General features: G+C 71.2%; 19 protein-coding genes and 2 pseudogenes. 8 read left to right on the top strand and 13 right to left on the bottom strand.

What is annotated here, in order from left to right:
* Window positions 1-82: 82 nt before the first annotated feature.
* Both K338_RS0104390 and K338_RS25450 read left to right on the top strand, forming a co-directional pair.
* Window positions 83-685 (top strand): SRPBCC domain-containing protein, encoded by a 603-nt coding sequence (locus K338_RS0104390; protein WP_022916967.1) that lies wholly within the window; start codon window positions 83-85, stop codon window positions 683-685.
* On the top strand, window positions 682-834 hold the full coding sequence (locus tag K338_RS25450) for an SRPBCC family protein (RefSeq protein ID WP_022916966.1): 153 nt from the start codon (window positions 682-684) through the stop codon (window positions 832-834). The genes K338_RS0104390 and K338_RS25450 overlap by 4 nt, the downstream gene beginning before the upstream one ends.
* A gap of 3 nt (window positions 835-837) precedes the next feature.
* Here K338_RS25450 and purD read toward each other — a convergent pair whose 3' ends face one another.
* The 3 genes and pseudogenes from purD to K338_RS20465 form a co-directional block, all read right to left on the bottom strand.
* A complete protein-coding gene (gene purD, locus K338_RS0104380) occupies window positions 838-2,091 on the bottom strand; it encodes a phosphoribosylamine--glycine ligase (protein ID WP_022916965.1) in 1,254 nt (417 codons plus the stop codon).
* Window positions 2,092-2,172: 81 nt separating this feature from the next.
* Window positions 2,173-3,654, bottom strand: coding sequence for a leucyl aminopeptidase (locus K338_RS0104375; protein ID WP_022916964.1), 1,482 nt, complete (start codon window positions 3,652-3,654; stop codon window positions 2,173-2,175).
* Between the two features lie 49 nt (window positions 3,655-3,703).
* A pseudogene (locus K338_RS20465) lies at window positions 3,704-5,407 on the bottom strand (AbgT family transporter).
* Window positions 5,408-5,610: 203 nt separating this feature from the next.
* Here K338_RS20465 and K338_RS24305 point away from each other — a divergent pair.
* From K338_RS24305 to K338_RS0104350, 3 genes are all read left to right on the top strand, one after another.
* On the top strand, window positions 5,611-6,411 hold the full coding sequence (locus tag K338_RS24305; protein ID WP_022916963.1) for a hypothetical protein: 801 nt from the start codon (window positions 5,611-5,613) through the stop codon (window positions 6,409-6,411).
* Window positions 6,412-6,509: 98 nt separating this feature from the next.
* A complete protein-coding gene (locus K338_RS0104355; RefSeq protein ID WP_157612218.1) occupies window positions 6,510-7,403 on the top strand; it encodes a hypothetical protein in 894 nt (297 codons plus the stop codon).
* Between the two features lie 104 nt (window positions 7,404-7,507).
* Window positions 7,508-8,038, top strand: coding sequence for an OsmC family protein (locus K338_RS0104350; protein WP_022916960.1), 531 nt, complete (start codon window positions 7,508-7,510; stop codon window positions 8,036-8,038).
* 98 nt (window positions 8,039-8,136) lie between these two features.
* Here K338_RS0104350 and K338_RS0104345 read toward each other — a convergent pair whose 3' ends face one another.
* The gene (locus K338_RS0104345) at window positions 8,137-9,303 is read right to left on the bottom strand and encodes a MalY/PatB family protein (RefSeq protein ID WP_022916959.1); all 1,167 of its coding nucleotides are present in this window, start codon (window positions 9,301-9,303) and stop codon (window positions 8,137-8,139) included.
* 79 nt (window positions 9,304-9,382) lie between these two features.
* Between K338_RS0104345 and K338_RS20455 the strand changes: the two genes are divergently transcribed.
* Window positions 9,383-10,774, top strand: a complete 1,392-nt coding sequence (locus K338_RS20455) for an MFS transporter (RefSeq protein ID WP_022916958.1) — start codon at window positions 9,383-9,385, stop codon at window positions 10,772-10,774.
* A gap of 156 nt (window positions 10,775-10,930) precedes the next feature.
* On the opposite strand, the gene K338_RS0104335 is transcribed toward K338_RS20455, so the two are convergent.
* The 4 genes from K338_RS0104335 to K338_RS0104320 form a co-directional block, all read right to left on the bottom strand.
* Window positions 10,931-12,217 carry an adenylosuccinate synthase gene (locus tag K338_RS0104335; protein ID WP_022916957.1) on the bottom strand — a complete coding sequence of 429 codons (1,287 nt, stop codon included), beginning with the start codon at window positions 12,215-12,217 and terminating at the stop codon, window positions 10,931-10,933.
* Between the two features lie 48 nt (window positions 12,218-12,265).
* Window positions 12,266-13,189, bottom strand: a complete 924-nt coding sequence (locus tag K338_RS20450; protein WP_157612216.1) for a hypothetical protein — start codon at window positions 13,187-13,189, stop codon at window positions 12,266-12,268.
* Window positions 13,186-13,608, bottom strand: coding sequence for a hypothetical protein (locus K338_RS0104325; protein ID WP_022916955.1), 423 nt, complete (start codon window positions 13,606-13,608; stop codon window positions 13,186-13,188). Before K338_RS0104325 ends, K338_RS20450 begins: the two co-directional genes overlap by 4 nt.
* A gap of 189 nt (window positions 13,609-13,797) precedes the next feature.
* Complete coding sequence (locus tag K338_RS0104320; RefSeq protein ID WP_022916954.1) at window positions 13,798-14,214, bottom strand: DUF3151 domain-containing protein; 417 nt, start codon at window positions 14,212-14,214, stop codon at window positions 13,798-13,800.
* A 120-nt stretch (window positions 14,215-14,334) separates the two neighbouring features.
* Between K338_RS0104320 and K338_RS0104315 the strand changes: the two genes are divergently transcribed.
* Window positions 14,335-14,679, top strand: coding sequence for an STAS domain-containing protein (locus K338_RS0104315; protein ID WP_022916953.1), 345 nt, complete (start codon window positions 14,335-14,337; stop codon window positions 14,677-14,679).
* Between the two features lie 61 nt (window positions 14,680-14,740).
* Here K338_RS0104315 and K338_RS24300 read toward each other — a convergent pair whose 3' ends face one another.
* A complete protein-coding gene (locus tag K338_RS24300) occupies window positions 14,741-16,885 on the bottom strand; it encodes an ATP-binding SpoIIE family protein phosphatase (protein WP_022916952.1) in 2,145 nt (714 codons plus the stop codon).
* Between the two features lie 82 nt (window positions 16,886-16,967).
* Between K338_RS24300 and K338_RS0104305 the strand changes: the two genes are divergently transcribed.
* Window positions 16,968-17,339 (top strand): STAS domain-containing protein, encoded by a 372-nt coding sequence (locus tag K338_RS0104305; RefSeq protein ID WP_022916951.1) that lies wholly within the window; start codon window positions 16,968-16,970, stop codon window positions 17,337-17,339.
* Between the two features lie 102 nt (window positions 17,340-17,441).
* Here the strand turns inward: K338_RS0104305 and K338_RS0104300 are convergent, their stop codons facing one another.
* The 4 genes and pseudogenes from K338_RS0104300 to K338_RS20435 form a co-directional block, all read right to left on the bottom strand.
* On the bottom strand, window positions 17,442-21,047 hold the full coding sequence (locus tag K338_RS0104300) for an ATP-binding cassette domain-containing protein (RefSeq protein WP_022916950.1): 3,606 nt from the start codon (window positions 21,045-21,047) through the stop codon (window positions 17,442-17,444).
* Window positions 21,048-21,252: 205 nt separating this feature from the next.
* On the bottom strand, window positions 21,253-22,275 hold the full coding sequence (gene fbaA / locus K338_RS0104295; RefSeq protein WP_022916949.1) for a class II fructose-bisphosphate aldolase: 1,023 nt from the start codon (window positions 22,273-22,275) through the stop codon (window positions 21,253-21,255).
* A 209-nt stretch (window positions 22,276-22,484) separates the two neighbouring features.
* Complete coding sequence (locus tag K338_RS20440) at window positions 22,485-23,108, bottom strand: TrmH family RNA methyltransferase (protein WP_022916948.1); 624 nt, start codon at window positions 23,106-23,108, stop codon at window positions 22,485-22,487.
* 161 nt (window positions 23,109-23,269) lie between these two features.
* Window positions 23,270-23,598 (bottom strand): annotated as a pseudogene (locus tag K338_RS20435) (integrase core domain-containing protein); the annotation flags it as partial.

The following is a 23,598-nucleotide window of genomic DNA, read 5'->3' as shown; positions in this document are numbered from 1 at the left end:
CACCGTCCCGGGTCCGCGATGGCCGAGCCTCGTGCTCGGTGCCACACTGAAGAAGAGAAGGACCCTGCTGGAGGAGGTCAGCATGTTCGACACCGATGCCGAGTTGGCTGCGGTCACCCGGCACGTGCGCCGGGACCCGCTGACTGTCACCGTGCTGCTGCGCCGAGACCTACGCGCCGCCCACGACGAGGTCTGGGATGCGCTCACCGACCGGGAACAGCTCTCCCGCTGGTTTGCGCTCGTGGCCGGTGAGTTCCGCGAGGGCGGCAGGTACCAGATCGGGGACACCACCAGCGGAGAGATCTGGGAGTGCCGGCCGCGGGAGCACTTCATGCTCACGTTCGACGGTCCGGAGAGCCTGCTCACCGTCGAGCTCGCCTACGCCGGTGACTTCACCACCCTCCAGCTCACCCACGGAGTACCGATCTCCGATGCGGGCAGCGGTGCAGAAGCGCTCGTGGTGGGCCCCCGCTGGGACACTGCGCTGGTCGCCCTGTCCTGCTACCTGGGCGGAGAGCCCCTCGAGGAACCGGTGACCAGCACGCACAGCCAGGAGGTCCTCGACCTCACCAAGGCCTCGATCGACCAGTGGGCACAGGTGGTGGCGGAGTCCGCCACGGCCACACCGGAGGAGATCAGCGCCGGCCAGGACAGTGCCCTCGAACAGCTCACGGCGCACCGATGAGCAGGGTGGCCACCGCTGAACGGCTGATCCCGGCAGCACCGGAGGAGGTGTTCGCCGCGCTGCTCGACCCGGTGGCGTCGGCCGGCTGGTTGCCAGCGGAGGGGATGACCGAGTCGCTGGCGAACCTGGCCCGCTACCTGGAGAGCTGACCGCTAGCGTCCGGCAGCGATGTCGGTGCGGAACTGGCCGCCGTCGATGGCGATCTGCTGCACGCCCGCGTACGCGGCGGCCCGGGCGCCGGCGATCCCGGCGCCCCGCCCGACGACCGAGAGCACCCGGCCGCCGGCCGTGACCAGCCCACCGGCAGCGGTGCCGGTGCCGGCATGCAGCACGTGCACCCCGTCCAGGGCCTCGGCGGCCGGCACACCGGTGATCACGTCCCCGCTGCGGGAGCTGGCCGGGTACCCGGCGGAGGCGAGCACCACGGTGACGGCGGCATCATCGCTCCAGCGCAGGTCCGGCAGCGTGTCCAGCTGGCCGGTCGCGGCCGCGTACAGCGCGGAGGCCAGCGAGGACTCCAACCGGGCGAGCACCACCTGGGTCTCCGGGTCGCCGAACCGGGCGTTGAACTCCACCACCCGCAGCCCGCGGGAGGTGAGGGCGAGCCCGCAGTAGAGCAGCCCGACGAACGGGGTGCCCCGGCGGGCCAGCTCGCGCACCGTGGGCAGCGCCACCCGCTGCACCACCTGCTCGGTGAGGTCCGCCGGCGCCCACGGCAGCGGGGAGTAGGCGCCCATCCCACCGGTGTTCGGTCCGGTGTCCCCGTCGCCGAGGCGCTTGAAGTCCTGCGCCGGAGCCAGCGGGACCACGTGCGTGCCGTCGGACAGGCAGAACAGGGAGATCTCCGGGCCGTCCAGGTACTCCTCGACCACCACGCTGGAGCGCCGGTCCCGGCTCACGCACCCGTGGGCATGGTCGTGGGCGACCTGCCGGTCACCGGTGACCACCACCCCCTTGCCGGCAGCCAGCCCGTCGTCCTTGACCACGTGCGGGGCGCCGAAGGAGTCCAGCGCGTCGTCGGCCTCGTCGATGGTGCGGCACACCCTGGCCATCGCCGTGGGCACGTTCGCCGCCGCCATGATCTCCTTGGCGAACGCCTTGGACCCTTCCAGCCGGGCAGCAGCCGCATCCGGCCCGAACACCGGGATGCCAGCCGCACGGACAGCGTCGGCGACCCCGGCGACCAGCGGTGCCTCCGGGCCGACCACCACCAGGTCGGCATCGAGCTGCTGGGCCAGCGCAGCCACAGCAGCGGGGTCGGTCGCCTGCACGTCCGCCGTGTCCGCGAGCGCTGCGATCCCGGGGTTGCCGGGGGCCACGGTCAGCGCACTGGTGGCGGGGTCGGCGGCGAGGCTGCGGGCGAGCGCATGCTCCCGGGCTCCAGATCCGATCAGCAGGATTCTCACGGACCCCGAGCCTACCGGCACCCGCCGCCCCGGTCGTCCTCAGATGATCGCCCCTCGGGGAGGACCGAGTCGCGGCGTGGGTCAGCCGGCCGCGAACCGCTCCGCCGCCTCCACCAGCAGGCGCGCCCCGTACCCGGTGGCCCCCTTGTTCCGCCACGCCTCGTCCGCATCGGCGAGCATCGGCCCGGCGATGTCCAGGTGCGCCCACGGGGTGTCACCCACCCACTCGGCGAGGAACAGGGCCGCGATGATCGACCCGGCGGACTCCCCGCCGAGGTTCTTGATGTCGGCGACCTCGGAGTTCAACCACTTGCGGTAGCGCCGGTCCAGCGGCATCCGCCAGACGCGTTCGTCTGTGCTCCGGGCCGCTTCCTCCACCTGGGTGAGCAGCGTGTCGTCGTTGCCGAACACGGCGGCGGTCAGCGGGCCCAGGGCCATCAGCGCCGCACCGGTGAGCGTGGCGATGTCGATGATGGCGTCCACCTCGTCCTCGTTCGCCAGCGCGATCGCATCGGACATCACCAGGCGGCCTTCGGCGTCGGTGTTCACCACCTCGATGGTGCGTCCGGCGCGGGTGGTGAGCACGTCGCCCAGCTTGGTCGCCGACCCGGAGGGCATGTTGTCGGTGCACGCCAGGTAGGCGGTGACCCGCACCGGCACCTCGAGCTCGCGCAGCACCGTCATCGCGGCCAGGATCGCCCCGGCACCGGTCATGTCCATCTTCATCGCAGCGTGCATCGCGTTGGACGGCTTCAGGCTGATGCCACCGGAGTCGTAGGTGATGCCCTTGCCGACCAGCCCCAGGTGCCGGTCGCTGCCGCCGGCTGGCTGGTAGTCGATCCGGATCATCCGCGGTTCGCGCACCGATCCGGCGTTCACCCCGAGCAGACCGCCGAAGCCCATCTCCTCGCAGGCCGCCTTGTCGTAGACCTGCACCTGCAGACCGGCAGCGTCAGCGAGCCGCTGCGCCACGTCGGCCAGACCGGGTGCGTCCAGGTGTCCGCCCGGGGTGGTGGCCAGGTCCCGGGAGATCGCGGCGGCGCGGGCGAGCACGTGACCGCGGGCCGCGCCTCGTGCCGCCGTCTCCACCTGGTCCGGGTCCACGTGCAGCACCACCTCGCCGAGCTCGGCGAAGGTGTCCGGATCCGGGGTGCGTAGCTCGTCGTAGCGGTACCGGGCGAGCAGGACGCCCTCGACGGCGGCCTGGGCCGCCGCGTCGTCCGCGTCCGGCAGCAGCAGGGCCAGCCTGGCCTCCCGGGCAGCGGCCCGGGCGAATGCTGCGGCGGCGTCGCGCACGTCCGCAGGCGACGGCTCCGCACCGACACCCACGGCGACCACAGCACCCTCCTCCCGGGGCAGCACCAGGGTCTGCCCCGCCGTCCCACTGAAGCCCCAGGTGGCCAACGCCTCCCGGGACAGGCCCACTGCGGTGGGCACCTCACCCTCGGTGCGTACCGGCACACCCAGCACAGGTGCTGGTTCGCTGCCGGTCGCCACTGCGCGGACGACGACGGCGGGTACCCGGGTTGCTGAAGGTACCGGGTCGAAGGGGGTGGTAGGCATGATGTGCTCCTTCTCGAGATGTGGTGGGACGGCACCTGGCGCCGTCAGGTCACAGGTAGATGCTGCCGCCCGGGCCCAGCGGGATGCCGAGCAGGTACCAGAGCACCAGCAGCGCAGTCCACGCCACCAGCAGCACAGCGGTGTAGGGCAGCATCAGCGAGATGATCGACCCGACCCCGGCGTCCTTCCGGTACCGCTCGGCGAAGATGACGATCAGCGCGAAGTAGGGCATCAACGGGGTGGCGATGTTGATCGGCGAGTCCCCCACCCGGTAGGCAGCCACGGCCAGGTCCGGGGAGATGCCCAGCTGGAGGAACAACGGCACGAAGATCGGCGCGAAGATCGCCCACTTCGGCACCACCCCACCGATGAAGATGTCGATCACCGCGGTCATCAGCACCAACCCGATGATCAGCAGCACCGTGGGCAGCCCGGCATGCTCCAGCGCGTCGGCCATCCCGACCGCAGCGAGGGTGCCGAGCTCGGAGTAGTTGAAGTAGGCGATGAACTGGCTGATCACCAGCAGCAGGAAGAACAGGCCGGCCAGCCCGGCGATCGTCTTGGTCATCGGGTTGATGACGTCCATCGCCGAACCGATCGTGCCCGCGCCCTTCCCGTAGCACAGCCCCATCACGAAGAAGTAGATGAGGATGAGGAAGATGATCGACCCCATGAACGGGGAGTCCTCGATCAGGCTGCCGGTCTCCGGGTTCCGCAGCGGGCCCCAGGAGGGCACGGTCATCAGCAGGACCACAGCGGTCACCCCGAGCAGCCCCCAGAAGGCGAACCGTAGTCCGCGGCGTTCTTCGGCGGTGAGCGCACCGGCCTCCTCAGCGCCGCCGGACCCAGCAGCGGGAGGTGAGTCCGGACCAGGCCCGTGCCCGGTCGAGGCCTGACCGGCCGGAACGCCTGCTGCCTCGGCCGGTACGCCGTCGGGAAGCTCCTCAGCCTCCACGTACCGCCCCAGCCGGGGCTCGACGAACTTCTCCGTGAGCACAGTCGCCAGCAGGGCGATCAGCAGCGTGGAGACGATGCCGAAGAACAGGTTGCCGGTGATGGAGACGTGCTGGGCCGGGTCGCTGATCGACTCGTTCGTGATCTCCACGAGCATGCCGTCCACCGGGGTGATCAGGACATTCACACCGAACCCGCCGCCGACCCCGGCGAACGCAGCGGCCAGGCCCGCCAACGGGTGCCGGCCCAGGGAGTGGAACACGGCTGCCGCCAGCGGGATGAGCACCAGGTAGCCGGCGTCGGTGGCGATCGAGGAGAGCACCCCGAGGAGCACGATGGAGAAGGTGATCAGCCGTCACGGAGTGACCTTGACCAGCCGCTTGATGAACGCGCCGATCAGGCCGACCTCCTCGGCCAGGCCCACACCGATCATCGCCACGATGATCACCCCGACCACGCCGAAACCGTTGAAGTTGGCCACCGGTGAGGTGAAGATGAACCGCAGCCCCTCGGCGGTGAGCAGACTCTTCGCCTCCACCGTGACGGTCTCCACCTCCGGCTCCGGGCTCTCGTAGGCGTTCTCCCCGATCAGCTCCTCACCACTGGGGTCGACCTGCTCGGAGACCGCCGCCTGCTCGAAGCTGACCGAGGCGCCGGTGAGGTAGAAGACGTGCGAGAGCACGATCACCAGCGCGATCAGCGCCAGGAAGATGATCACCGGGTGCGGGACCTTGTTGCCCGCGCGCTCCACCGCGTCCAGCACCCGTTGTAGCCCGGAACGTTTGACGACCTCGGTCATACCAGCTCCTCGGAGTCCCACCAACCGCCCCTGCACGGTGGAGGTGAGACTATCGCCTAGAGCACGCCGGTGTCTGCCCACTCGCCGGATGCGTGATCCGGCACGGCACCTACTAGCCTGGGCCGATGCCAACCGCTGCGCCGCCACCCCACCAACGGCACACTCGCTCTGAGCGTCGGGTCCGCCGACTCGCTCGGACGCTCATGGTCCTGGCGTTCATCACCGGGTTCCTGGGCTACCTGGGCATCGGCGTGCTGACCAAGTTCGACCTCGTCGAGCGGTTCCGGCCGCTCTTCGTGACGTGCCTGGTGGTGTTCGGCGTGACCCTCGGTGCCCGGTTCCTGTGGGGACTGGTGGTCCTCGTGCGCAAAGCCGTGCTGCGCCACCCGCGGCGGCACGCGTTGGCCGCGGCGGCCACCCGGATCGGGTGGCGCTGGTTCGCCGACGCCAGGTCGGTCCCGACCGAGACCCGCACCGCTCTGCGGCACATCGACCCCAAGGAGACGTGGAACGACGACGATCCCAAGCCGCGCTACTCCGAGCTGGCCTACGGGGTGTTCGCCGGCCGGCCGGCATTCTCGGTGCACATCGAGCGCGGGCCGCGGCTGCTGCCCACCGTGTTCCAGCTGGTGGCCCTCCAGCTGCCGGGCACGTTGCCAGAGCTTCGTATCTCCGACCGGGCCGACGACCCGTACGGCTACAGGTCGGACCAGCGGTTCGAGTCCGCGCGGTTCAACTACGCGTGGGGCGTGCACACGGAGGACAACCGGTATGGTTCCGCATTCGCCCACCCGAGGATGATGCAGCTGCTGAACGGGCTCGACCCGAGCATCGCGACCGTGCAGGTGCGCGGCTCCTGGCTGGTCTCCCGCGCTCCGGTCGCGTTCAGTCCCGCGCTGCTGCACGTGCACCTGGACGCACTGGCGCGGATCACCGACGCCATACCGGACTGGGTCTGGGACGAGTTCGGGCACCGTGCCCCGGCGGCGTCATTCCTGGCGTGACCAGAACAGCTGCTGCTCAGCTGCGGTGCGTGCCGCCGCTCAGCAGCCGAAGGACCTGCCCCGGCACCGGCCGCCCGGAGAAACCGTAGAATCCTGCTGTGACCCAGGGGGATGCCGCCAACCGACCCCGCCAGAACCGGCCGGCGCGCCGCTGGGTGCGCCGCACCGGGCAGACGCTCGGCGCGATCGTCGCGACCTCTGGATTCATCTCCTGCGGGGTGATCAGCGGCATCGCCGAGCTGCCGTCCTTCGACCACCCGGCGATCGCACTCATCTTCGCCGGCGCTCTCGTGGTCTTCGTCGTCTCGGCGGTCCTCGGCGCGATCTGGGCGAGCGTGGTGCTGGTCCGCCAGCTGGTGCTGCGCTGGCCGCGGCGCCGCGCGCTGAAGCGGATGGCCCAGCAGATCGGCTGGCAGTGGCAGCCGCGCGCCGCACACCTGCACACCAGCACGCGGTCAGCGCTGGAGCACCTGCGGCCCGGCTCTGGAGAGGACAAGCCTCGGCCGAAGTTCTCCGAGGTGCTGACCGGCACGTTCGGCGGCGCACCAGCGATCGCCTTCCACGTGGAACGCGGAGTGAGCTACGAGCTGGAGGTGGACCAGCTGGTAGCGCTCGGCCTACCGGGCATGCTGCCGGACCTGCTGGTCATCGACCGGGCGGAGGACGCCTACGGTGTGGCCGCCCGCCAGCAGTTCGAGTCCGCCCGGTTCAACCACCACTGGCGGGTGGACACCAGGGACCCCCGGTACGGCTCAGCCTTCACCCACCCCCACATGATGGAGCTGCTGAACAGCCTGGACCTGAGTATCACCGAGATCCGGGTGCGTGGCGCCTGGCTGGTCTCGCACGCCCCGACGGCGTTCACCCCACAGCTGTTGCAGCTGCACCTGGACGCTCTGGCCCGGATCGCTGCCCAGATCCCCGCCTGGGTGTGGCAGGACTTCAGCACGGCTGCCCCCTCCGCGAACGCTGGGTTCCGCGGCCAGAACTAGCCTCCAGCTCGCCAAGGCGAGCGTTCGGCACCTTCTGTCGTCCGCGATCCGAGATATTTTGGCTCGCTCAGCGAGCATCGGGAGCGAGCAACGAGCATCGAGGCATGACGAACACCACTGCCCCGACCATCGACCTGCCGGCACTGGTAGCCCAGACCTCGACCGGCCTGAACGATGCCTCCGCGGACGCTGCCACTGTGCGGTTCGACGTGCGCGCCTCGCTCGCCACCGGCACCAACACCCAGGTGGACATCACCGCCGGCCAGCACTCCTTCACCATCGACGAGCCACCGGCCCTGGGCGGCCAGGACGTCGGTGCGAACCCGGTGGAGCACCTGCTCGCTGCGTTGGCGGCCTGCCAGGTGATCACGGTCAAGGTGTGGGCAGCCAAGCTCGGCGTGACCGTGGACGACGTGGATGTAGAGCTGTCCGGTCCGATCGACCTACGCGGTTTCCTCGGCGTGGACCCGGACGTGCGCCCCGGATTCGGTGAGATCGAGGTCACCGCGCGGATCAGCGGTCCGGAACCGGCCGGCGCCTATGACGAGCTGATCCGCAAGGTCGAGGAACACTGCCCGGTCCTGGACAACCTCACCGCCGGGGTCCCGGTACGCGCCACCATCACCGCAGGCTGACCGACCCACCCCACCTGTTCGCGAACGCCCGCCTTCGCGGCTCCGCTCCGGCGTGTCGCCGCGAAGGCGGGCGTTCGCGAACGGTACGGGTGGGCGGGTTACTGGGCACGTACTGCGGCGGCCAGCTGCTGCACGATCTGGGTGAGGATCGGCCGCGGGGTGCCGAAGTTCAGCCGGACGAACCCGGCGCCGGCCCGTCCGCAGAGCGTGCCGTCGGTGAGCGCCACTCCGGCGTGGCTGCGGAAGAACTCCGCCGGCCGGTCTCCCAGGCCCAGCTGGCGACAGTCCAACCAGGCCAGGTAGGTGCCCTCCGGTGGGGTGTAGCCGACCTCGGGCAGGTGCTCGGCGAGCAGGTCGGCCAGCAGCCGGCTGCTGCCGTCGAGGTAGTCCAGCACCGTGCGCAGCCACTCCCGTCCGGCGGTGTAGGCGGCGATGTTCGCCACCACCCCGAGGTTGGCGGCGCCGTGCTCATGGGTGGAACCGACCCGTGCCCACTGTGCTGCGTCCGCGTCGTTGGACAGCACCAGCTGGGCACACTTCATCCCGGGCAGGTTCCACGCCTTGGAGGCCGACGTGGCGGTCACAGTGTGCCCGGCGGCCGCCTCGCTGATCGATGCGTACGGGACGTGCCGGTGGTCGCCGAGCACCAGCGGCGCATGGATCTCGTCGGAGAACACCCGCCCGCCGTGCCGCTCGACCACCTCGGCGATCTGCTCCATCTCCGCCCGCTCCAGCACGCGGCCGACCGGGTTGTGCGGGTTGCACAGGATGAGCAGGTTCCCGCCGGCGGCGAACGCGGCGTCCAGCGCGTCCAGGTCGTAGACATACCAGCCGCCCTGGCGAGCCATCGGCACCTGGATCACCTCCCGACCAGCCGCCGGCGGCACGGTGAGGAACGGCATGTACGCCGGCGTCGGCAGGATCACCGGCGACCCGGGTGCGGAGAAGTGCTCGATGGTCGCCTGCAGCGCGGCGATCACGTCCGGCATCGGGCGCACCCGCTCAGGGGGCACGTCCCAGTCGTAGACGGTGCGCGCCCAGTCCGTCCAGGCGGTCGCGAGCTCCTGCTCCAGCGCCGCCGGCAGGTAGCCGAACAGGCCGGTGTCCACCGCCTCGTGCAGGGCCTGGGTGACCTGCGGAGCGGTGCCGAAGTCCATCTCAGCGACGAACGCCCCGAGCGCATCGGGGTAGGCCGACCACTTCACACTGCCCACCTGGCGCAGGTGGTCGATGGTGATCGTCTCGAAGTCGGTCGTCTGCGTCATTCCAGCCCTCTCCTTCCGCAGCTGCACCGACCTGCTCGCATCGGAGGCTGCCGCCGTGCCTGATCACTACAGTAGCCAGGTGGCCGCCACTGGATCGCACGCTCGCGCACTCACCCTGCTGGCCGTCAGCAACGTGCTCGGCGGTGTCGGGGTCGCCTCCGGGGTGGCTGTGGGCGCGCTGCTGGCCGAGCAGGTCGGCAGCACCGAGGTCGCCGGCCTGGCGCAGGCCGCGAGCGTGCTCGGGGCCGCAGTGGCGGCGATCCCGCTCGCCGCGATGGCCACCCGGTGGGGGCGTCGCTGGTCGCTGACTGTCGGCTACCTGATCGCCACGCTCGGGGCCGTGCTGATCCTGGCCGCCGCAGTAGCGGACTCGTTGCTGGTGCTGCTGCTCGGGTTGGGCACGTTCGGGGTCGCGCAGGCCACCAACCTGCAGTCCCGGTACGCCGCCGCCGATGGCGCCACACTGACCAACCGGGCGCGGTCGATGTCGGTGGTGATGTGGGCGACCACCATCGGCTCGGTCGCCGGCCCGAACCTGAGCGCACTCGGCGCGGACCTCGGACCGGGCGCCGGGGTACCCGGGCTGGCGGGCCCTTACCTGTTCTCCGTGGTCGCCTTCGCGGCCGCGGCCACACTGCTCGGTCTGCTGCTGCGTCCCGTGCCCCGGCCGGGGAGGGCCGAGCCGCCGCAGCAGCTGACCGAGCAAGCGCCGGAGTCCGCCGGGCCGGTTCCGGAAGCTGCGGCAGGAAGCCGGTCCGGGCGGGCAGCCACCGACAGCACCGACCCCGGCGCAGGTGCACAAGGCAGCGTCGACCCCGCGGTCACCTCTCGCGCAGTCGGGGCACTGGCTGCGTTGCGCTGGGCCATCCGGCATCCGGTCGCCCGGTTCGCCGTGGTGCTGATCGCGGTGGCGCACGCCACGATGGCGATGGTCATGGTGATGACCCCGCTGCACATGCAGCACCACGGCATGGGCCTGGAGCTGGTCGGCATCGTGATCAGCCTGCACGTGCTCGGCATGTATGCCTTCAGCCCGGTGTTCGGCTGGCTGGCGGACCGGCTCGGGACCGTGCGGGTAGCGGTCGCTGGGATCGGCCTCCTCGCGCTGGCGACCGTGCTCGGCGTGCTCGCGGCCGGCACCGGCGGTGGCTCGCAGCTGACTGCGGTCGCCCTGGTGGTGCTCGGTCTGGGCTGGTCCGCTTCGCTGATCGCCGCGTCGGCACTGATCGCGGGGGTGAGCTCGGACGAGGTGCGGGTGCCGCTGCAGGGTGCCACCGACGCCGGGATGAACTACGCTGGGGCGGCTGTGGCGGCCCTGGCCGGGCCCATCCTCGCCGCGGGCGGGTTCGCCGCGGTCAACCTGGCGGCCGCGGCACTGCTGATACCGGCGGCGCTGCTCGCCCCCAGCGCCTTGCGAGCCGGTACCCCCGGTGAGCCGGACGAGCTGGTGAGCTCCGCCGTCGACCGCTGAGACACGCCCGTTGGAACACCTTTAGCGCGTTGGAACACGCTTCTGCGGTGGTTCGAATGCGCTAAAGGTGTTCCAACGGGTGGTGCGGCGGGGCGAGCGGGTCGGAGGTGGGCGCGGGTGGGTGGTGCGGCGGGGCCGGGTGGGGGGTGGGCGACGTCAGTCGAGCAGGTCGTGGCGCACGATGGTGGCCGCCCGGTCCGGGCCCACTCCGATCGAGGAGATCCGGGTGCCGGACATCTCCTCCAGCGCCAGCACGTAGCGCTGGGCGTTGACCGGCAGCTCATCAAAGGTGCGGGCCCCGGAGATGTCCTCGGTCCAGCCGTCCAGGTACTCATACACCGGGGTGGCGTGGTGGAAAGCCGACTGGTCCACCGGCATCTCGTCGTGGCGCACACCATCGACGTCGTAGGCCACGCAGACCGGCACCTTCTCCCAGCCGGTGAGCACGTCCAGCTTGGTGAGCACGAAGTCGGTGAGGCCGTTGATGCGGGTGGCGTAGCGGGCGATCACCGCGTCGTACCAGCCGCAGCGGCGGGGCCGGCCGGTGGTCACACCGAACTCCCCGCCCGCCAGGCGCAGCGCGTCGCCGTCGTCGTCGAAGAGCTCGGTAGGGAACGGTCCCTCCCCCACGCGAGTGGTGTAGGCCTTGATCACCCCGACGATGCGGTCCAGCCGGGTCGGGCCGATACCGGAGCCCGTGGCGGCACCGCCGGCGGTGGCCGAGGAGGAGGTGACGAACGGGTAGGTGCCGTGGTCCACGTCCAGCATGGTGGCCTGCCCGGCCTCGAACACCAGGTTCTTACCGGCGTCCAGGGCCTGGTTGAGCACCAGCGAGGTGTCCGCGACCATCGGGCGGATCCGGTCGGCATAGGAGAGCAGCTCGTCGGTGACGGCGTCGATGTCGGCAGCCCGGCGGTTGTAGATCTTGACCAGGATCTGATTCTTCTGGTCCAGCGCGCCCTCCACCTTCTCCCGGAGGATCTGCTCGTCGAACAGGTCGGCGATCCGGATGCCCACGCGGCTCATCTTGTCCGCGTAGGTGGGGCCGATACCCCGGCCGGTGGTGCCGATCTGGCGCTTGCCGAGGAAGCGCTCAGTGACCTTGTCCAGCGTGCGGTTGTAGCTGGGGATCACGTGTGCGCTGGAGGAGACCAGCAGCTTGGAAACGTCCACCCCGCGGGTGGCCAGCGCGTCCAGCTCCTCGAAGAGCACCTCCAGGTCGACGACTACGCCGTTGCCGATCACCGGGACGCAGCCTGGGGAGAGGATCCCGGACGGCAGCAGGTGCAGTGCGTACTTCTCCTCGCCGACGACCACTGTGTGCCCGGCGTTGTTGCCGCCGTTGAACTTCACCACGTAGTCCACTCGCGACCCGAGCTGGTCCGTCGCCTTGCCCTTGCCTTCGTCGCCCCACTGGGCGCCGAGGACCACCACCGCTGGCATCGAGGTTCCTTCCGTCGTTTCTGGCCCGCGGGAGGGGCCCACCGCAGCCTACCCGTCTGCGCGCACCAGTGGTCGCGCTCGGACCTGGGTCCCGTGCCAGGCGCGCCGGGCATGCCACCAGTCCGGCAGCCGCTCCCACGGCACGAACGCCGACCAGCAGACCACAGTGGGCAGGAAGTGGATGCCCAGCAGCGCGAACGTGGCCAGGTGGAAGCTGAGGAACGAAGCGATCGCCAGGGCCAGCCAGCGGCCGCGGAGCACGAAGACCAGTGGGGAGGCAGCCTCCAGCAGCACTGCGCCCCACTGCAGGCACCGCAGCAACACCGCATGCGTCACGAAGTGGGCGTTCACCGCGTTCGGGCGGCGGATGAACGCCCAGGCGAGGGTGCCGGAGGAGACCCACCGCAGCAGCGAGCCGCCGCTGAAGACGTACTTGGCCAGCACCGACCCGAAGTAGGTGAGCACGGTGAACACCTGGACCATACGCAGCGGCCAGCCGGCGGCAGTGTCCGCAGCCGCTCCGCCGCTGTACCGGGATGTGCCGGCAGTGGTCAGCACCAGCACGCCGATCGTGATGGCCATGTGGTCGTGCGAGACGTACCCGTAGCTCATCGCCCACAGCACCCAGAGCACGTAGCTGAGTGCGTGCACAGCGCCGCCGACGTGCTGCACCGCAGCGGGCACCCTTGCGAACCCGCCGAGAACCAGCGCCAGCGCGCCCAGGTGGATGCCGAGGAACAGGACCTGGGCCGCAGTGTCGGTGACCGGTGGCAGGTGCAGCCACTGCGCCAGCACCACCGGCTCGAACAGCTCCGGGGTCTCACCCCGGTCCCCGGTCGCATTCAGGAAGAACCGCACGTCCAGCACGGTCATCACCGCCAGTGCCGCGCGCACCCAGGCCACCCGGGCCCGTGGCAGCTCCGGCACCAGCCAGGCCACCGTGCGGCGCGCCCCCACAACGACCGCCCTCACTCCGTCGACCAGGTGAGCAGGGGTACGTCGTAGGGGTCAGCGGCCAGCGCGCCGCCGGACATCGGCGAGTGGTTCTCGTACACGGTGACCGAGACCAGCTCGTGCGGTCGGTGGTTGGTCTCCCACACCTCGACGATGTCGCCGAGCAGGTCCGGGTCCGCCAGGATCTTCGGCAGCTGCACCTCGAACTCCACCCGGGAGATGCCGGCCGATGCCGGGGTCAGGCCCACTCGCACCTCGGCTCCGGTGGTGGTGGTTCCCATCACGTAGGTGTTGATCACGTCGCCGTCGGGATCCCGTGGGTAGGCGTACTGGCCGAGGCTGCCTAGCGGGAACCAGCTGTCCGCCCGGAGGAACTGCGCCGCGACCAGGACTCCCACGAGCAGCACCATCACCGTCGCCCGCAGGAATGTGCCCATCGGACCACAGTGACAAAGGCGGGTCACAGAGCGGTCACAGTTTGGTCACAGGTAGGTCATACCGGGACCTGAGAATGCCGGCAGTGCGGCTGCCGCCGGCCGCCAGGTGATGCGACCGAGCCGTTCCCTGGTGCCGCTGGGTCAACCTCCCGAGCAGCCCTCAGCGCAGCGAGTGCCGAGTGGACCGGTTCAGCGGGAGAGGGTGGTGCGGGCGGTGGGGTCGGCGTCGTCGGCGAAGCTGCGGCAGCGCTCGGCCTCCTCGGTCTCCCCGATCTGCTCAGCAGCGTCTGCGAGCGCGAGCAGCGCCATCAGGAAACCCTGGTTGGGTAGGTGGTCGGCGGGTACCGGACCGGCACCGCGCCAGCCGGCCCGGCGTAGGGCGTCCAGGCCGCGGTGGTACCCGGTGCGGGCGAAGGCGTACGCGCTGACCGCATCACCAGCTGCCAGGCTGGCCTGGGCGAGCAGCGCCCAGGCGTAGCTCGCCGCGGGGAACCGGGCAGCGACCTCCGGCAGCTCCACCCCTTCCTGCAGGGCGGCGCGGGCAGCCATGTCCGGGTGGTCGGCGGGCAGGCGGGTGGGATCAGGCTGGAGCAGGTTCTGCGACATGCTCCTAGCCTCTCATCAGCACCGGGCCCGGGTCGCCGTCCCCAGCCCCGGCACCGCTCCGGGTGCGCCCCGCGGCCGCTGGTACTAACCTCCTGGGAGCACCGATGGAAGGTCCGCGTGATGATCGATGTCGTGACGTCGACGGGTGGCCTGCTGGTGACGATCACCGGTGACCTCGACCTTGCCCGCCGGGACGAAGCCGATGCGGCACTGCGCCGGATCGCCCTGCGCGAGCGCCCCAACCTCACCGTGGACCTGTGCGGGATGACGTTCATGGACTCCACCGGAGCCGCCTGGCTCACCGCCCTCGTGGAGCACGACCGCGGTCTGGGTGGGCGGCCCGTGCTCCGTGGCGCCGGGCCACGGGACCTGTTCGTGCTCGAGGTGTGTGGTCTGCTCGACCGGGTCGAGGTGGACACCACCCACCGTTGCTCGCGGGGGCACCGGGTGCACGCCACCGCCTGACCAGGAGCTGCCCCGCGCCGGCCGCATGCTCAGTCGGACCAGTGCCGTGGGCCGGCAGGCCTCAGTCCTGGCGGGCGGGCAGCTCCAGCGTAGCGTCCGCGTGCACCTTCGCCCACACCACCTTGCCCGGCCCCGAGGGCCGCCAACCCCAGTCGGCCAACCGCTCCACGATCTGCATCCCGTACCCGCCGACCCGCGCCGCATGCGGCTCCAGGTGGGTCGGCGGCACCGGGTTACCGTCCTCGACCTCGATGCGCACACCACCGCCGGTGTCCTGCACCCGCAGCAGCAGCCGCCCTTCGCCGTGCACCACCGCGTTGGCCACCAGCTCAGAGGTGATCAGCTCCACCACCGCAGAGCTGCGGTCCCAGGACATGCACGCCTCGGTGACGAGCTTGCGGGCGCGGCGCACCGAGTCGGCAGCCGGCGCCAGCCGCCACCGGCGAAACCGGCCACCGCGGCGCTGGTCGGCATCCATCGTCGGTACCCGCACGATGACCACGGCGACGTCGTCCTCGGGGGGTGCGGCGAACCGCCGCAGCACCTGCTCGCCCACCCCAGCAGCATCGTGCTCCCCCGAGGCGGCGAGCATCACCTCGCCCAGGCGAGCGACGCCGTCGTGCACCGGATGGTCCCGACGCTCGACCAGGCCGTCGGTGTAGAGCACCAGCACGTCTCCGGGCACCAGGGTCACCTCGGCAGTCTCGCGGTGACCGTCGCCGAAGCCCATCAGTCGCCCGCGGGCCCCAGACAGCTCGGTCAGCTCACCGGCAGAGGCGAGCAGACCCGGCAGGTGACCGGCGCTGCTGTAGCGCAGCAGCCACTCCCCCGGAGTCACCTCGCTGGGCTGCAGGGTGGCGTACACCAGCGACGCGGGGCGCCGGATCCGCATGCTCTGCACCATGCCGTCCAGCCGGGAGAGCACGGTACCCGGGTCGCGCAGCTCGCTGGCGAAGGTGCGCAGCACCGAACGCAGCTGACCCATCGCGGCCGCCGCCTCCACATCGTGGCCGACGACGTCCCCCACCACTGCGCCGACCACGTCCTCGCCGAGGTGGACCACGTCGTACCAGTCGCCACCCACCTGGGCATGCTCGGCGTTCGGGGAGTAGTAGGTCCACACGTCCAGGGAGTCGATGTGGTCCAGGTCCGGCAGCATCGCCCGCTGCAGCGTCTCGGCGAGCACGTGCTCCCCCTGGTAGAGGCGCACGTGGTCCATCGCCAGCCCCACCCGGCGTGCCGTGGACTCCAGCAGCAACGTGGCCTCTGGGCTGCCGACCTGGTCCCCGGGCTTGATCACCGCCATCAGACCGAGCACGCTGCCGCGCCCCTGCAACGGTGCGACGATCGCCTCCCGGCGCAGCCTCGGACCTGCCTCGATGCCCGCGTTGATCAGGTCGGCGAGCTGCTGGCTCACGCTGCCGGGGGTGTAGGCGCCGTCCAGGTCGAGACGCACTCTGCGCATCGGCCCCACGCTGAGCAGCTGGGCCACCGGATCCTCCTCGTCGGAGTAGGTGAACCCACGGCGAGAGCCCACGTGGTGTCCGGAGACCGTGCTGTCCAGACCGGTGATCTTCCGCAGCACCGAGTCCTCGGCGAAGAAGCCGCACCAGGCGAACATGTGCCGGCTGAGCACCCGGGAGATCACAGTGAGCGCACCGGCGTCCTCCCCCTCGTGGATCACCTCGGAGACCTTCGCCAGCGCCTCCAGCGTGTGCCGGGAGTGGTGCACCAGCTCCTGCACGTCGGTGCGCACCGATTCTGGCGGCCCGTTCTGCACGAGCACGAACCGGCGGATCGCCCCGTCCAGCTCGCGCGGAGTGACCACGGTATCCAGGATGATCTCGTGGCCGTCGGCGCGCAGCAGCGGGACGGACAGCGGGAACGTGGCGCCGTCGATGGCGCGCTCGGCGATCTCGGCCAGCACCACCGACCGGTACCCGGGGCTGAACACGTCGACGCAGCCGCGCACCTCCGGCGTGGTCACTCCCGTGATCCGCTCGAAGGCGGAGTTCACCCAGCGCAGCACCGGGCCGTCGCGGCCGAGGTCGACGACGGCGACCGCTCGCTCGCTCTCCAGGACCACCTGGGCAGCAGCGTCCTTGGGGTCCTCGTGCGCGGCCGGGTGCCGGGTGTCGGCGTGCGTGGCTGCCGGGGAAGCGTCGAGCGCGGTCTGAGCAGCGTTCCGTGCGACCGAGTTGTGCATCCGCGCGCCTTCCATCGTCTACGGTGTGACCTATCGGAGGACCAGACGACGTGCACGGTCCTCGTATCCCGGAGGAGGCCCGATGCCTGACGCTAACAGTTCCGGCACGGACACGCCCCGTGGGGCCGGCGGTGCCGGTTCGGTGCACACGTTGTTGGACCCGGACCGCACCCGGTTGGTGCTCTCTGGGGAGATCGACGTGGCGTTGACCGACGAGCTCACCGAGGCGGTCACCGATGCGGAGACCGCAGGCCTGCCGGTGGAGGTGGACGCCCGGCACGTGACGTTCATGGACTCCTCGGGGATCGCGCTGCTGGCGCGTCTGGCGAACCGGACCCCGGGTCGGCTCAGCCTGATCAAGCCGCCCGACGTGGTGCGGTTCCTGCTCGAGGTCACCCGGATCGGGGACCTGGTAGACGTGGTCGACTCCGAACCGGACGCCAGCCGGAAGTAGGCCCCGTCACCCGCACCCCTGGGAGGCAGGTTCGCGCCACGGAGCGCCCTTCCGACGCGACCGACGACGCCTCCTGGGCGCGAACCCACCTCCGACGCGGGGTCAGCCAGCTAGGTGCCCCCACTGCGGCTCCAGCTCGGTCCAGCGGCCGACACCGGCCACCCGGCCGTCGGTGAGCACCACCACCCGGTCGGCCAGGGCGAGCGCAGCCCGCTTCGACGTGGCACCGATGACCGTGGTGCGCCGCTGGCGGAGCGCATCCCACAGCTCCAGCTCGGTAGCAGCGTCCAGTGCGCTGGAGACGTCGTCGGCGAGCAGCAGGTCCGCATCGGTGGCCAGCGCCCGGGCGAGCGCCAGACGCTGCACCTGCCCGCCGGACAGGCGCACACCGCGGTGCCCCACCAGCGCGTCCGGACCGCCCGCGGCAGCCACGTCCGGTGCCAGGCGCGCATCGGCGACCGGTCCCTCCAGCGGCCGGTCGTGACCGAGCCGGATGTTCTCCGCGAACGTTCCGGACAGCACCCGCGGCACCTGCGCGACGTGCGCCACCCGGCCGGGCCGCAGGAACACCTCCGCGTCGGTGATCGGCGCACCGTTCCAGGTGATCTGCCCGCGGTGCGGGACCAGTCCGGCCAGCGCACCGAGCAGGCTGGACTTGCCGGCACCAACCTGCCCGACGAGCAGCACCAGCTCCCCGGCACGAACGGTCAGGTCCACGTGCTCCGCACCGATCGTGCCGTCGTCGTGCACCGCACTGACATCGGCGAGGGCGAGCTCGCCGAGCGGGTCGCGCAGCGCAGGGCCGGGCCCGGGGGCGGCACCGGTGAGCAGGTCCACCTGGGGTGGCAGGTCCATCAGGTCCACCCCACCGGCGAAGGCGCTGGTGTGCTGCTGCCAGTCCCGGGTACCGGGTGCCTCGGTCACCACGGCACCGGCCACCCGGCCGAACCAGTCGAACCCGTTCACGGCGTTGGCGACCAGCAACGCGGTGGCCAACCCCCACCAGCCCCACAGCAGCGCGGCCCAGGCGGCGACCACACCGGCCTGCACCATCACCACCGGCACGCCGGCGAGCACGGCCTGCACCCGGTGCTCGCGCACGGCTGCGTCCACCCGTCCGGAGTCCACCCCACGTAGGTGGGCGTGCACCGCCGGGGTGGCCCCGGCGAGCTTGACGGTACGGGCGGACTCCAGTGCGGAGACCAGGGCGCGGCCGAAGCCGGCGCGGGCCCGGGAGGCTGCCGCTGCCGACCGGCCGGCGATCGGGCGGCCGATGCTGGAGGCCGCTGCGGAGGTGACCATCACAGCCAGCAGCACCGCCCCGGCGAGCCAGGTGCCGCCGAGCACTGCGGTGACCGCCGCGATCACCAGCCCGTTGATGAAGTCCACCCACCGGTCGGCGTAGCGCGCGTACCGGTCGGCGTCCATGCTGCGGGCGACGACCTCCCCTGGAGGGGTGCGGGGCAGGCCGTGCTGCTGGGTCTGCCCGAACAGCACCGCCATCCGGGTGCGCAGCAGCACCTCCACCCACCAGCGCGGGTAGCGCCAGACGGCGTCGGCGAGCAGCAGCGGGGCAGCCAGCAGGCTGCCGGCCAGCAGCGCGAGCAACCAGACGACCTGCTCCCCCGTGGTCAGCCGGACCACCAGCTCACCCCAGACGAACCCGGTGAACGCACCTTGGGCGCCGATCAGCGCGGAGAGCAGGAACCCGACGGCACCGCCGATGCCCCACGCCGGTCGGACAGTCAGCGCGCGGGCGATGCCGCGGGCCAGGCTCGGACCGGTACCCACCTCGCGGCGCTGTGGTGGGGTGCCGGTGCGGCGGCGGTGCCCGATCTGCTCGGCCGGGACAGCACCACCCGGCGCGGTCGCCGTACAGCCGCGCTCACCCTGCCCGAGCGCTGCCTCGGCGGCAGCGACCACCTGGTGCGCCCGGGCGGGTGCGCCCAGCTGCTGGTCGGCGTCGTCGTGGTCCCCACCGGCCGCGGTGAGCAGCTCGCGGAACGGGCCCTCAGCCACAGCCAGCTCGGCGCGCCTGCCCTGCTGGACGATCCGCCCGCCGGCGAGCACCGCCACCTGGTGCGCCCGCTGCGTGGTGCTCAGCCGGTGCGCGATGAGCACGCCGGTCCGCCCGCGTAGCAGCCGGTCTGCGGCGGCGACCACCCGCCGTTCGGTCAGCGGGTCCATCCGGGCGGTGGCCTCGTCGAGCACCACCACCCGCACGTCCCGCACCAGCAGCCGGGCGAAGGCGACCAGCTGTTCCTCCCCGGCGGAGAGCGTGGTGCCCCCGGCGCCCAGCGCAGTGTCCAGACCATCTGGCAGACCGGCGACCCAGCCGGTCAGGCCGAGCTCGGCGACGGCAGCCTCGACCCGCTGGCGCGGGTAGTCCTCGAACAACGTGATGTTCTCCGCGAGGGTGCCGGCGAGGATGTCGGTGCGCTGGCTGACCACGCCGACGGCCCCGCGAAGCTGCTGCAGGTCCAGGGCGCACACGTCCGCCCCGCCGAGCAGCACAGTCCCCTGCGGTGGTTCCACCGCCCGGGAGAGCAGTGCGGCCAGGGTGGACTTGCCCGAACCGGTGCGCCCGACCAGCGCGACAGTCTGCCCGGCCGGCAGGTGCAGGCACACCTCACGCAGCGCGAAGGTGCCTTCGTCATAGGCGAAGTGCAGGTCCCGCAGCTCCAGATCCAGGGGCCCCTCGGGCAGGTCCTCCCCTCCGGTGGGCTCCGGCGGGGAGGAGAGCAGCTGCCGCAGCCGGATCAGGGCGCCCAGGCCCGCCTGCAGCTCGGGCAGCTGCTCGGCGAGATGACTGACCAGCCCGACGAACGTCGTCGTGACCAGGAACAGGGTGACCAGCCGGCCGACGGACAGGCCGTCGGCGAGCACCAGGGCGGCCCCGGTGACCCCGATACCGGCGAGCAGGCTGTGCAGCAGCAGCCCAGCGCGGCCGAGCAGCCGGGCCTCCAGGCGTTGCACCACGGCGAACTTCTCGTGCACCCGGGCAGACAGCTCCGCGAGCCGGCGGACCACGAACGCCTGCCCGAGGCTGGTGCGCAGGTCGTCCCGGCCGGCGACACCCTCCTCGACCGCAGCGGCGTGGTCGGTCCAGGCGATCTCCTCGACCACCTTGCTCTCGGCGATCGGGCGCAGCAGCGGTCGCACCAGCAGGTAGGTGGCTGCGGCCAGGGCGGGGAAGAGCAGGAACGCGGGCCACCAGGTGAACCCGGCCACCAGCCACATCGGCACCACGGAGAACACTGCGCGCAGCAGACCCCACACCTGCAACCGCACCAGGGTGCCGACCTCGTGGGTGTCGTCGTCCACCCGGTCCAGGATCTCCCCGACCGCCTGCTCGGAGAGGGTCGCCAGGGGCTGGTGCAGCGCGGCGGTGAGCAGGTCGCGCCGCAGCGCACCCTCAGCCCGGTCCACCACGGCGCTCCAGACCACCCGGCCGACAGTGTCCGCGAGCGCAGCGCCGACCACGCACAGCGCGAGCAGCCCGACCAGGGCGGCGCTCGGGCCTTCGGCGAGGTCGCCGGCCACCACGGTGCCGTAGGTCTGCCCGATCGCAGCGCTGGCACTGCCGATCAACGCCAGGGCGGTCGCCGGCCGGCGCAGGCGGCGCAGGTCGACCCGGCGCGCGGGGTCCTGCTGGTAGTCAGGTGCGGCCGGGCCGGTGCTGCGGGTAGGTGCTGCGGTCGAGGTCATGGCGGACCAACTCTAAGTTTGGCCACCGGCAGCCGTCGCCTCTATTTCTGCTCCCGAGGTGCGATGGTCCCGCTCGCAGGTGTGCCCGGGTGGGCACAGACGACGGCGACCGGCCCTGGCCAGGACCGGTCGCCGTCGTCGTCCAGGTGCTCGGCTCAGCCGAGCTGTGCCCCGCGGCGTGGCCCGGGGCGGTGGGTGGGGCTGGTCAGCCGATCTTCTGCCCGGCGGACCGCAGCCACTGGCAAGCCTCCACGATCCGCTCGGCCATCCCGGCCTCGGCAAGCTTGCCCCAGGCACGCGGGTCGTAGGCCTTCTTGTTGCCCACCTCGCCGTCGACCTTGAGCACACCGTCGTAGTTGGTGAACATGTGCGCCACAGCCGGGCGGGTGAACGCGTACTGGGTGTCGGTGTCGATGTTCATCTTGATCACCCCGTTGTCCACTGCGGTGGCGACCTCCTCGGCGGTGGAGCCGGAACCACCGTGGAACACCAGGTCGAACGGCTTGTCCTTGCCGACCTCGGCGCCGACCGCGGACTGGATCTCACCGAGCAGCTCCGGACGCAGCTTCACATGGCCGGGCTTGTACACCCCGTGCACGTTGCCGAAGGTCAGCGCGGTCAGGTAGCGGCCCTTCTCCCCGGTGCCCAGGGCGCGCACAGTGGCCAGCCCGTCCTCGACCGTGGTGTAGAGCTTCTCGTTGATCTCGTGGGCGACGCCGTCCTCCTCGCCACCGACCACGCCGACCTCGATCTCCAGCAGCGTGCGGGCCTCGCGGGAGAGCTCGAGGAGCTCCTCGGCGATCTGCAGGTTCTCCTCCAGCGGCACTGCGGAACCGTCCCACATGTGCGACTGGAAGGAGGGCAGCCCGCCGCCGCGGACCTGCTCGGCCTCCAGGGCCAGCAGCGGCCGGACCCAGCTGTCCAAGTTCTCCTTGGCGCAGTGGTCGGTGTGCAGCGCGACGGTGATCGGGTAGTTCTTGGCGACCTCGGCGGCGTAGGCGGCCAGCGCGAGCGATCCGGCGACCCGGTCCTTGATCGTGGAGCCGGAGGCGTACTCGGCCCCGCCGACGGATACCTGGATGATGCCGTCGCTCTCGGCCTCGGCGAACCCGCGCAGCGCTGCCGTGAGGGTCTGGGAGGAGGTGACGTTGACGGCCGGGTAGGCGAACGAGCGCTCCTTCGCCCGGTCGATCATCTCGGCGTACACCTCGGGGGAAGCAATGCCCATGGAAGTTCTCCTGCGTCAGGATGTGTGCTGTCGCCCCAGTCTCCCACGAAGTGCCCGGCCCCTTCCCCAGGTGCCGTTCCATGCCCGTCACCGCACTGCACCCTGCACTGGACGCCCGTCTGCAGCACGGTTCGGTATCTGCGGGCTCGCACGACGTGCTGCAGATGGCGGAATGTGCTGCAGACGATCGTCTGTCGCGACGGGCGGGGTCAGTGCTGCGGACGGGCGTGCTGCCGAATCCAGACGTGCATCGCGATCGCAGCTGCTGCACCGGCGTTGATGGACCGGGTGGAACCGTACTGGCTGATGTGCACGAGCTGCTCGGCACCGGCGCGCGCCTCGGCGGTCAGGCCCTCCGACTCGGTGCCGAACAGCAGCACGCAGGACTCCGGCAGCAGCTGTGCCTCGATCGGTACCGATCCGGGCACGTTGTCCACGCCGATCACCGGTAGGCCACGCCCGCGGGCCCAGTCCAGCAGGGCGGCCACGTCCTCGTGGTGCCGCAGGTGCTGGTACCGGTCGGTGACCATCGCCCCACGGCGGTTCCACCTGCGCCGGCCGACGATGTGCACCTCCTCGGCGGCGAACGCGTTCGCCGAGCGCACCACGGAGCCGATGTTGAAGTCCCGACCCCAGTTCTCGATCGCCACGTGGAACGGGTGCCGCCGGGTGTCCAGGTCGGCGACGATCGCCTCCAGGCGCCAGTACCGGTACCGGTCGATGACGTTGCGCCGGTCGCCGGCGGCGAGCAGCTCGGGGTCGAGCCGGTCGTCTGCGGGCCACGCCTCCGGGCCGCCCGGCCAGGGCCCGACCCCCACGGTCTGCTCGTCCACCCGCCCAGTATCGGCCCTGCCGCGACGTCCACCCCGATTGCGTCAATAAAGACCGGTCACCGGTGCCCGCCTTCACGTGACCTTCTTGAGGCAGGTCGCCGACGGCGGAGCGTGCGTCGGCCCGCGCGGCTCGGCCTAGTTGTACCCGGCCAGGAGGTTGGTTACAGGCGGCTGGTGGGAGGTAGTCCACCGAGTGCGCTGTGGCCACGGACAGTGTTGTAAGTTTCCAGTCAGGGTGCAAGGGCGGCTTGGCGGTCGTGGTTGCTGGTGAAGGTTTGGCGGTAGGCCCACTCGGTGGCCAGGGTCTGGTTGAACCTCTCGACCTTGCCGTTCTGCCACGGGCAGTGGGGTTTGATGAATTTCTGCTGGATGCCGAGGTCGGCACAGATCCCGCGCAGTGACCACTTGTAGGCCCAGGCGTTGTCGGTCATCAGGCGCTCGATTCTGGTGATGCCGTGCTCGGCGAAGTGGGCAGCTGCGCGGGCGAGGA

The sequence above is a fragment of the Ruania albidiflava DSM 18029 genome (assembly GCF_000421225.1).
In the GTDB taxonomy this organism is placed as follows: domain Bacteria; phylum Actinomycetota; class Actinomycetes; order Actinomycetales; family Beutenbergiaceae; genus Ruania; species Ruania albidiflava.
The sequence above is the reverse complement of the archived record's forward strand: the minus strand, read 5'-3'. Positions and strand labels throughout refer to the sequence as shown.

What these genes read in the sequence shown, in the direction of transcription:
- K338_RS0104390 (WP_022916967.1), top strand. Translation starts at nt 83, where the DNA reads ATGTTCGACACCGATGCCGAGTTGGCTGCGGTCACCCGGCACGTGCGC.
- K338_RS25450 (WP_022916966.1), top strand. Translation starts at nt 682, where the DNA reads ATGAGCAGGGTGGCCACCGCTGAACGGCTGATCCCGGCAGCACCGGAG.
- K338_RS0104375 (WP_022916964.1), bottom strand. Translation starts at nt 3,654, where the DNA reads ATGCCTACCACCCCCTTCGACCCGGTACCTTCAGCAACCCGGGTACCC.
- K338_RS24305 (WP_022916963.1), top strand. Translation starts at nt 5,611, where the DNA reads ATGGTCCTGGCGTTCATCACCGGGTTCCTGGGCTACCTGGGCATCGGC.
- K338_RS0104350 (WP_022916960.1), top strand. Translation starts at nt 7,508, where the DNA reads ATGACGAACACCACTGCCCCGACCATCGACCTGCCGGCACTGGTAGCC.
- K338_RS0104345 (WP_022916959.1), bottom strand. Translation starts at nt 9,303, where the DNA reads ATGACGCAGACGACCGACTTCGAGACGATCACCATCGACCACCTGCGC.
- K338_RS0104335 (WP_022916957.1), bottom strand. Translation starts at nt 12,217, where the DNA reads ATGCCAGCGGTGGTGGTCCTCGGCGCCCAGTGGGGCGACGAAGGCAAG.
- K338_RS0104325 (WP_022916955.1), bottom strand. Translation starts at nt 13,608, where the DNA reads ATGGGCACATTCCTGCGGGCGACGGTGATGGTGCTGCTCGTGGGAGTC.
- K338_RS0104320 (WP_022916954.1), bottom strand. Translation starts at nt 14,214, where the DNA reads ATGTCGCAGAACCTGCTCCAGCCTGATCCCACCCGCCTGCCCGCCGAC.
- K338_RS0104315 (WP_022916953.1), top strand. Translation starts at nt 14,335, where the DNA reads ATGATCGATGTCGTGACGTCGACGGGTGGCCTGCTGGTGACGATCACC.
- K338_RS24300 (WP_022916952.1), bottom strand. Translation starts at nt 16,885, where the DNA reads ATGCACAACTCGGTCGCACGGAACGCTGCTCAGACCGCGCTCGACGCT.
- K338_RS0104305 (WP_022916951.1), top strand. Translation starts at nt 16,968, where the DNA reads ATGCCTGACGCTAACAGTTCCGGCACGGACACGCCCCGTGGGGCCGGC.
- K338_RS0104300 (WP_022916950.1), bottom strand. Translation starts at nt 21,047, where the DNA reads ATGACCTCGACCGCAGCACCTACCCGCAGCACCGGCCCGGCCGCACCT.
- fbaA (WP_022916949.1), bottom strand. Translation starts at nt 22,275, where the DNA reads ATGGGCATTGCTTCCCCCGAGGTGTACGCCGAGATGATCGACCGGGCG.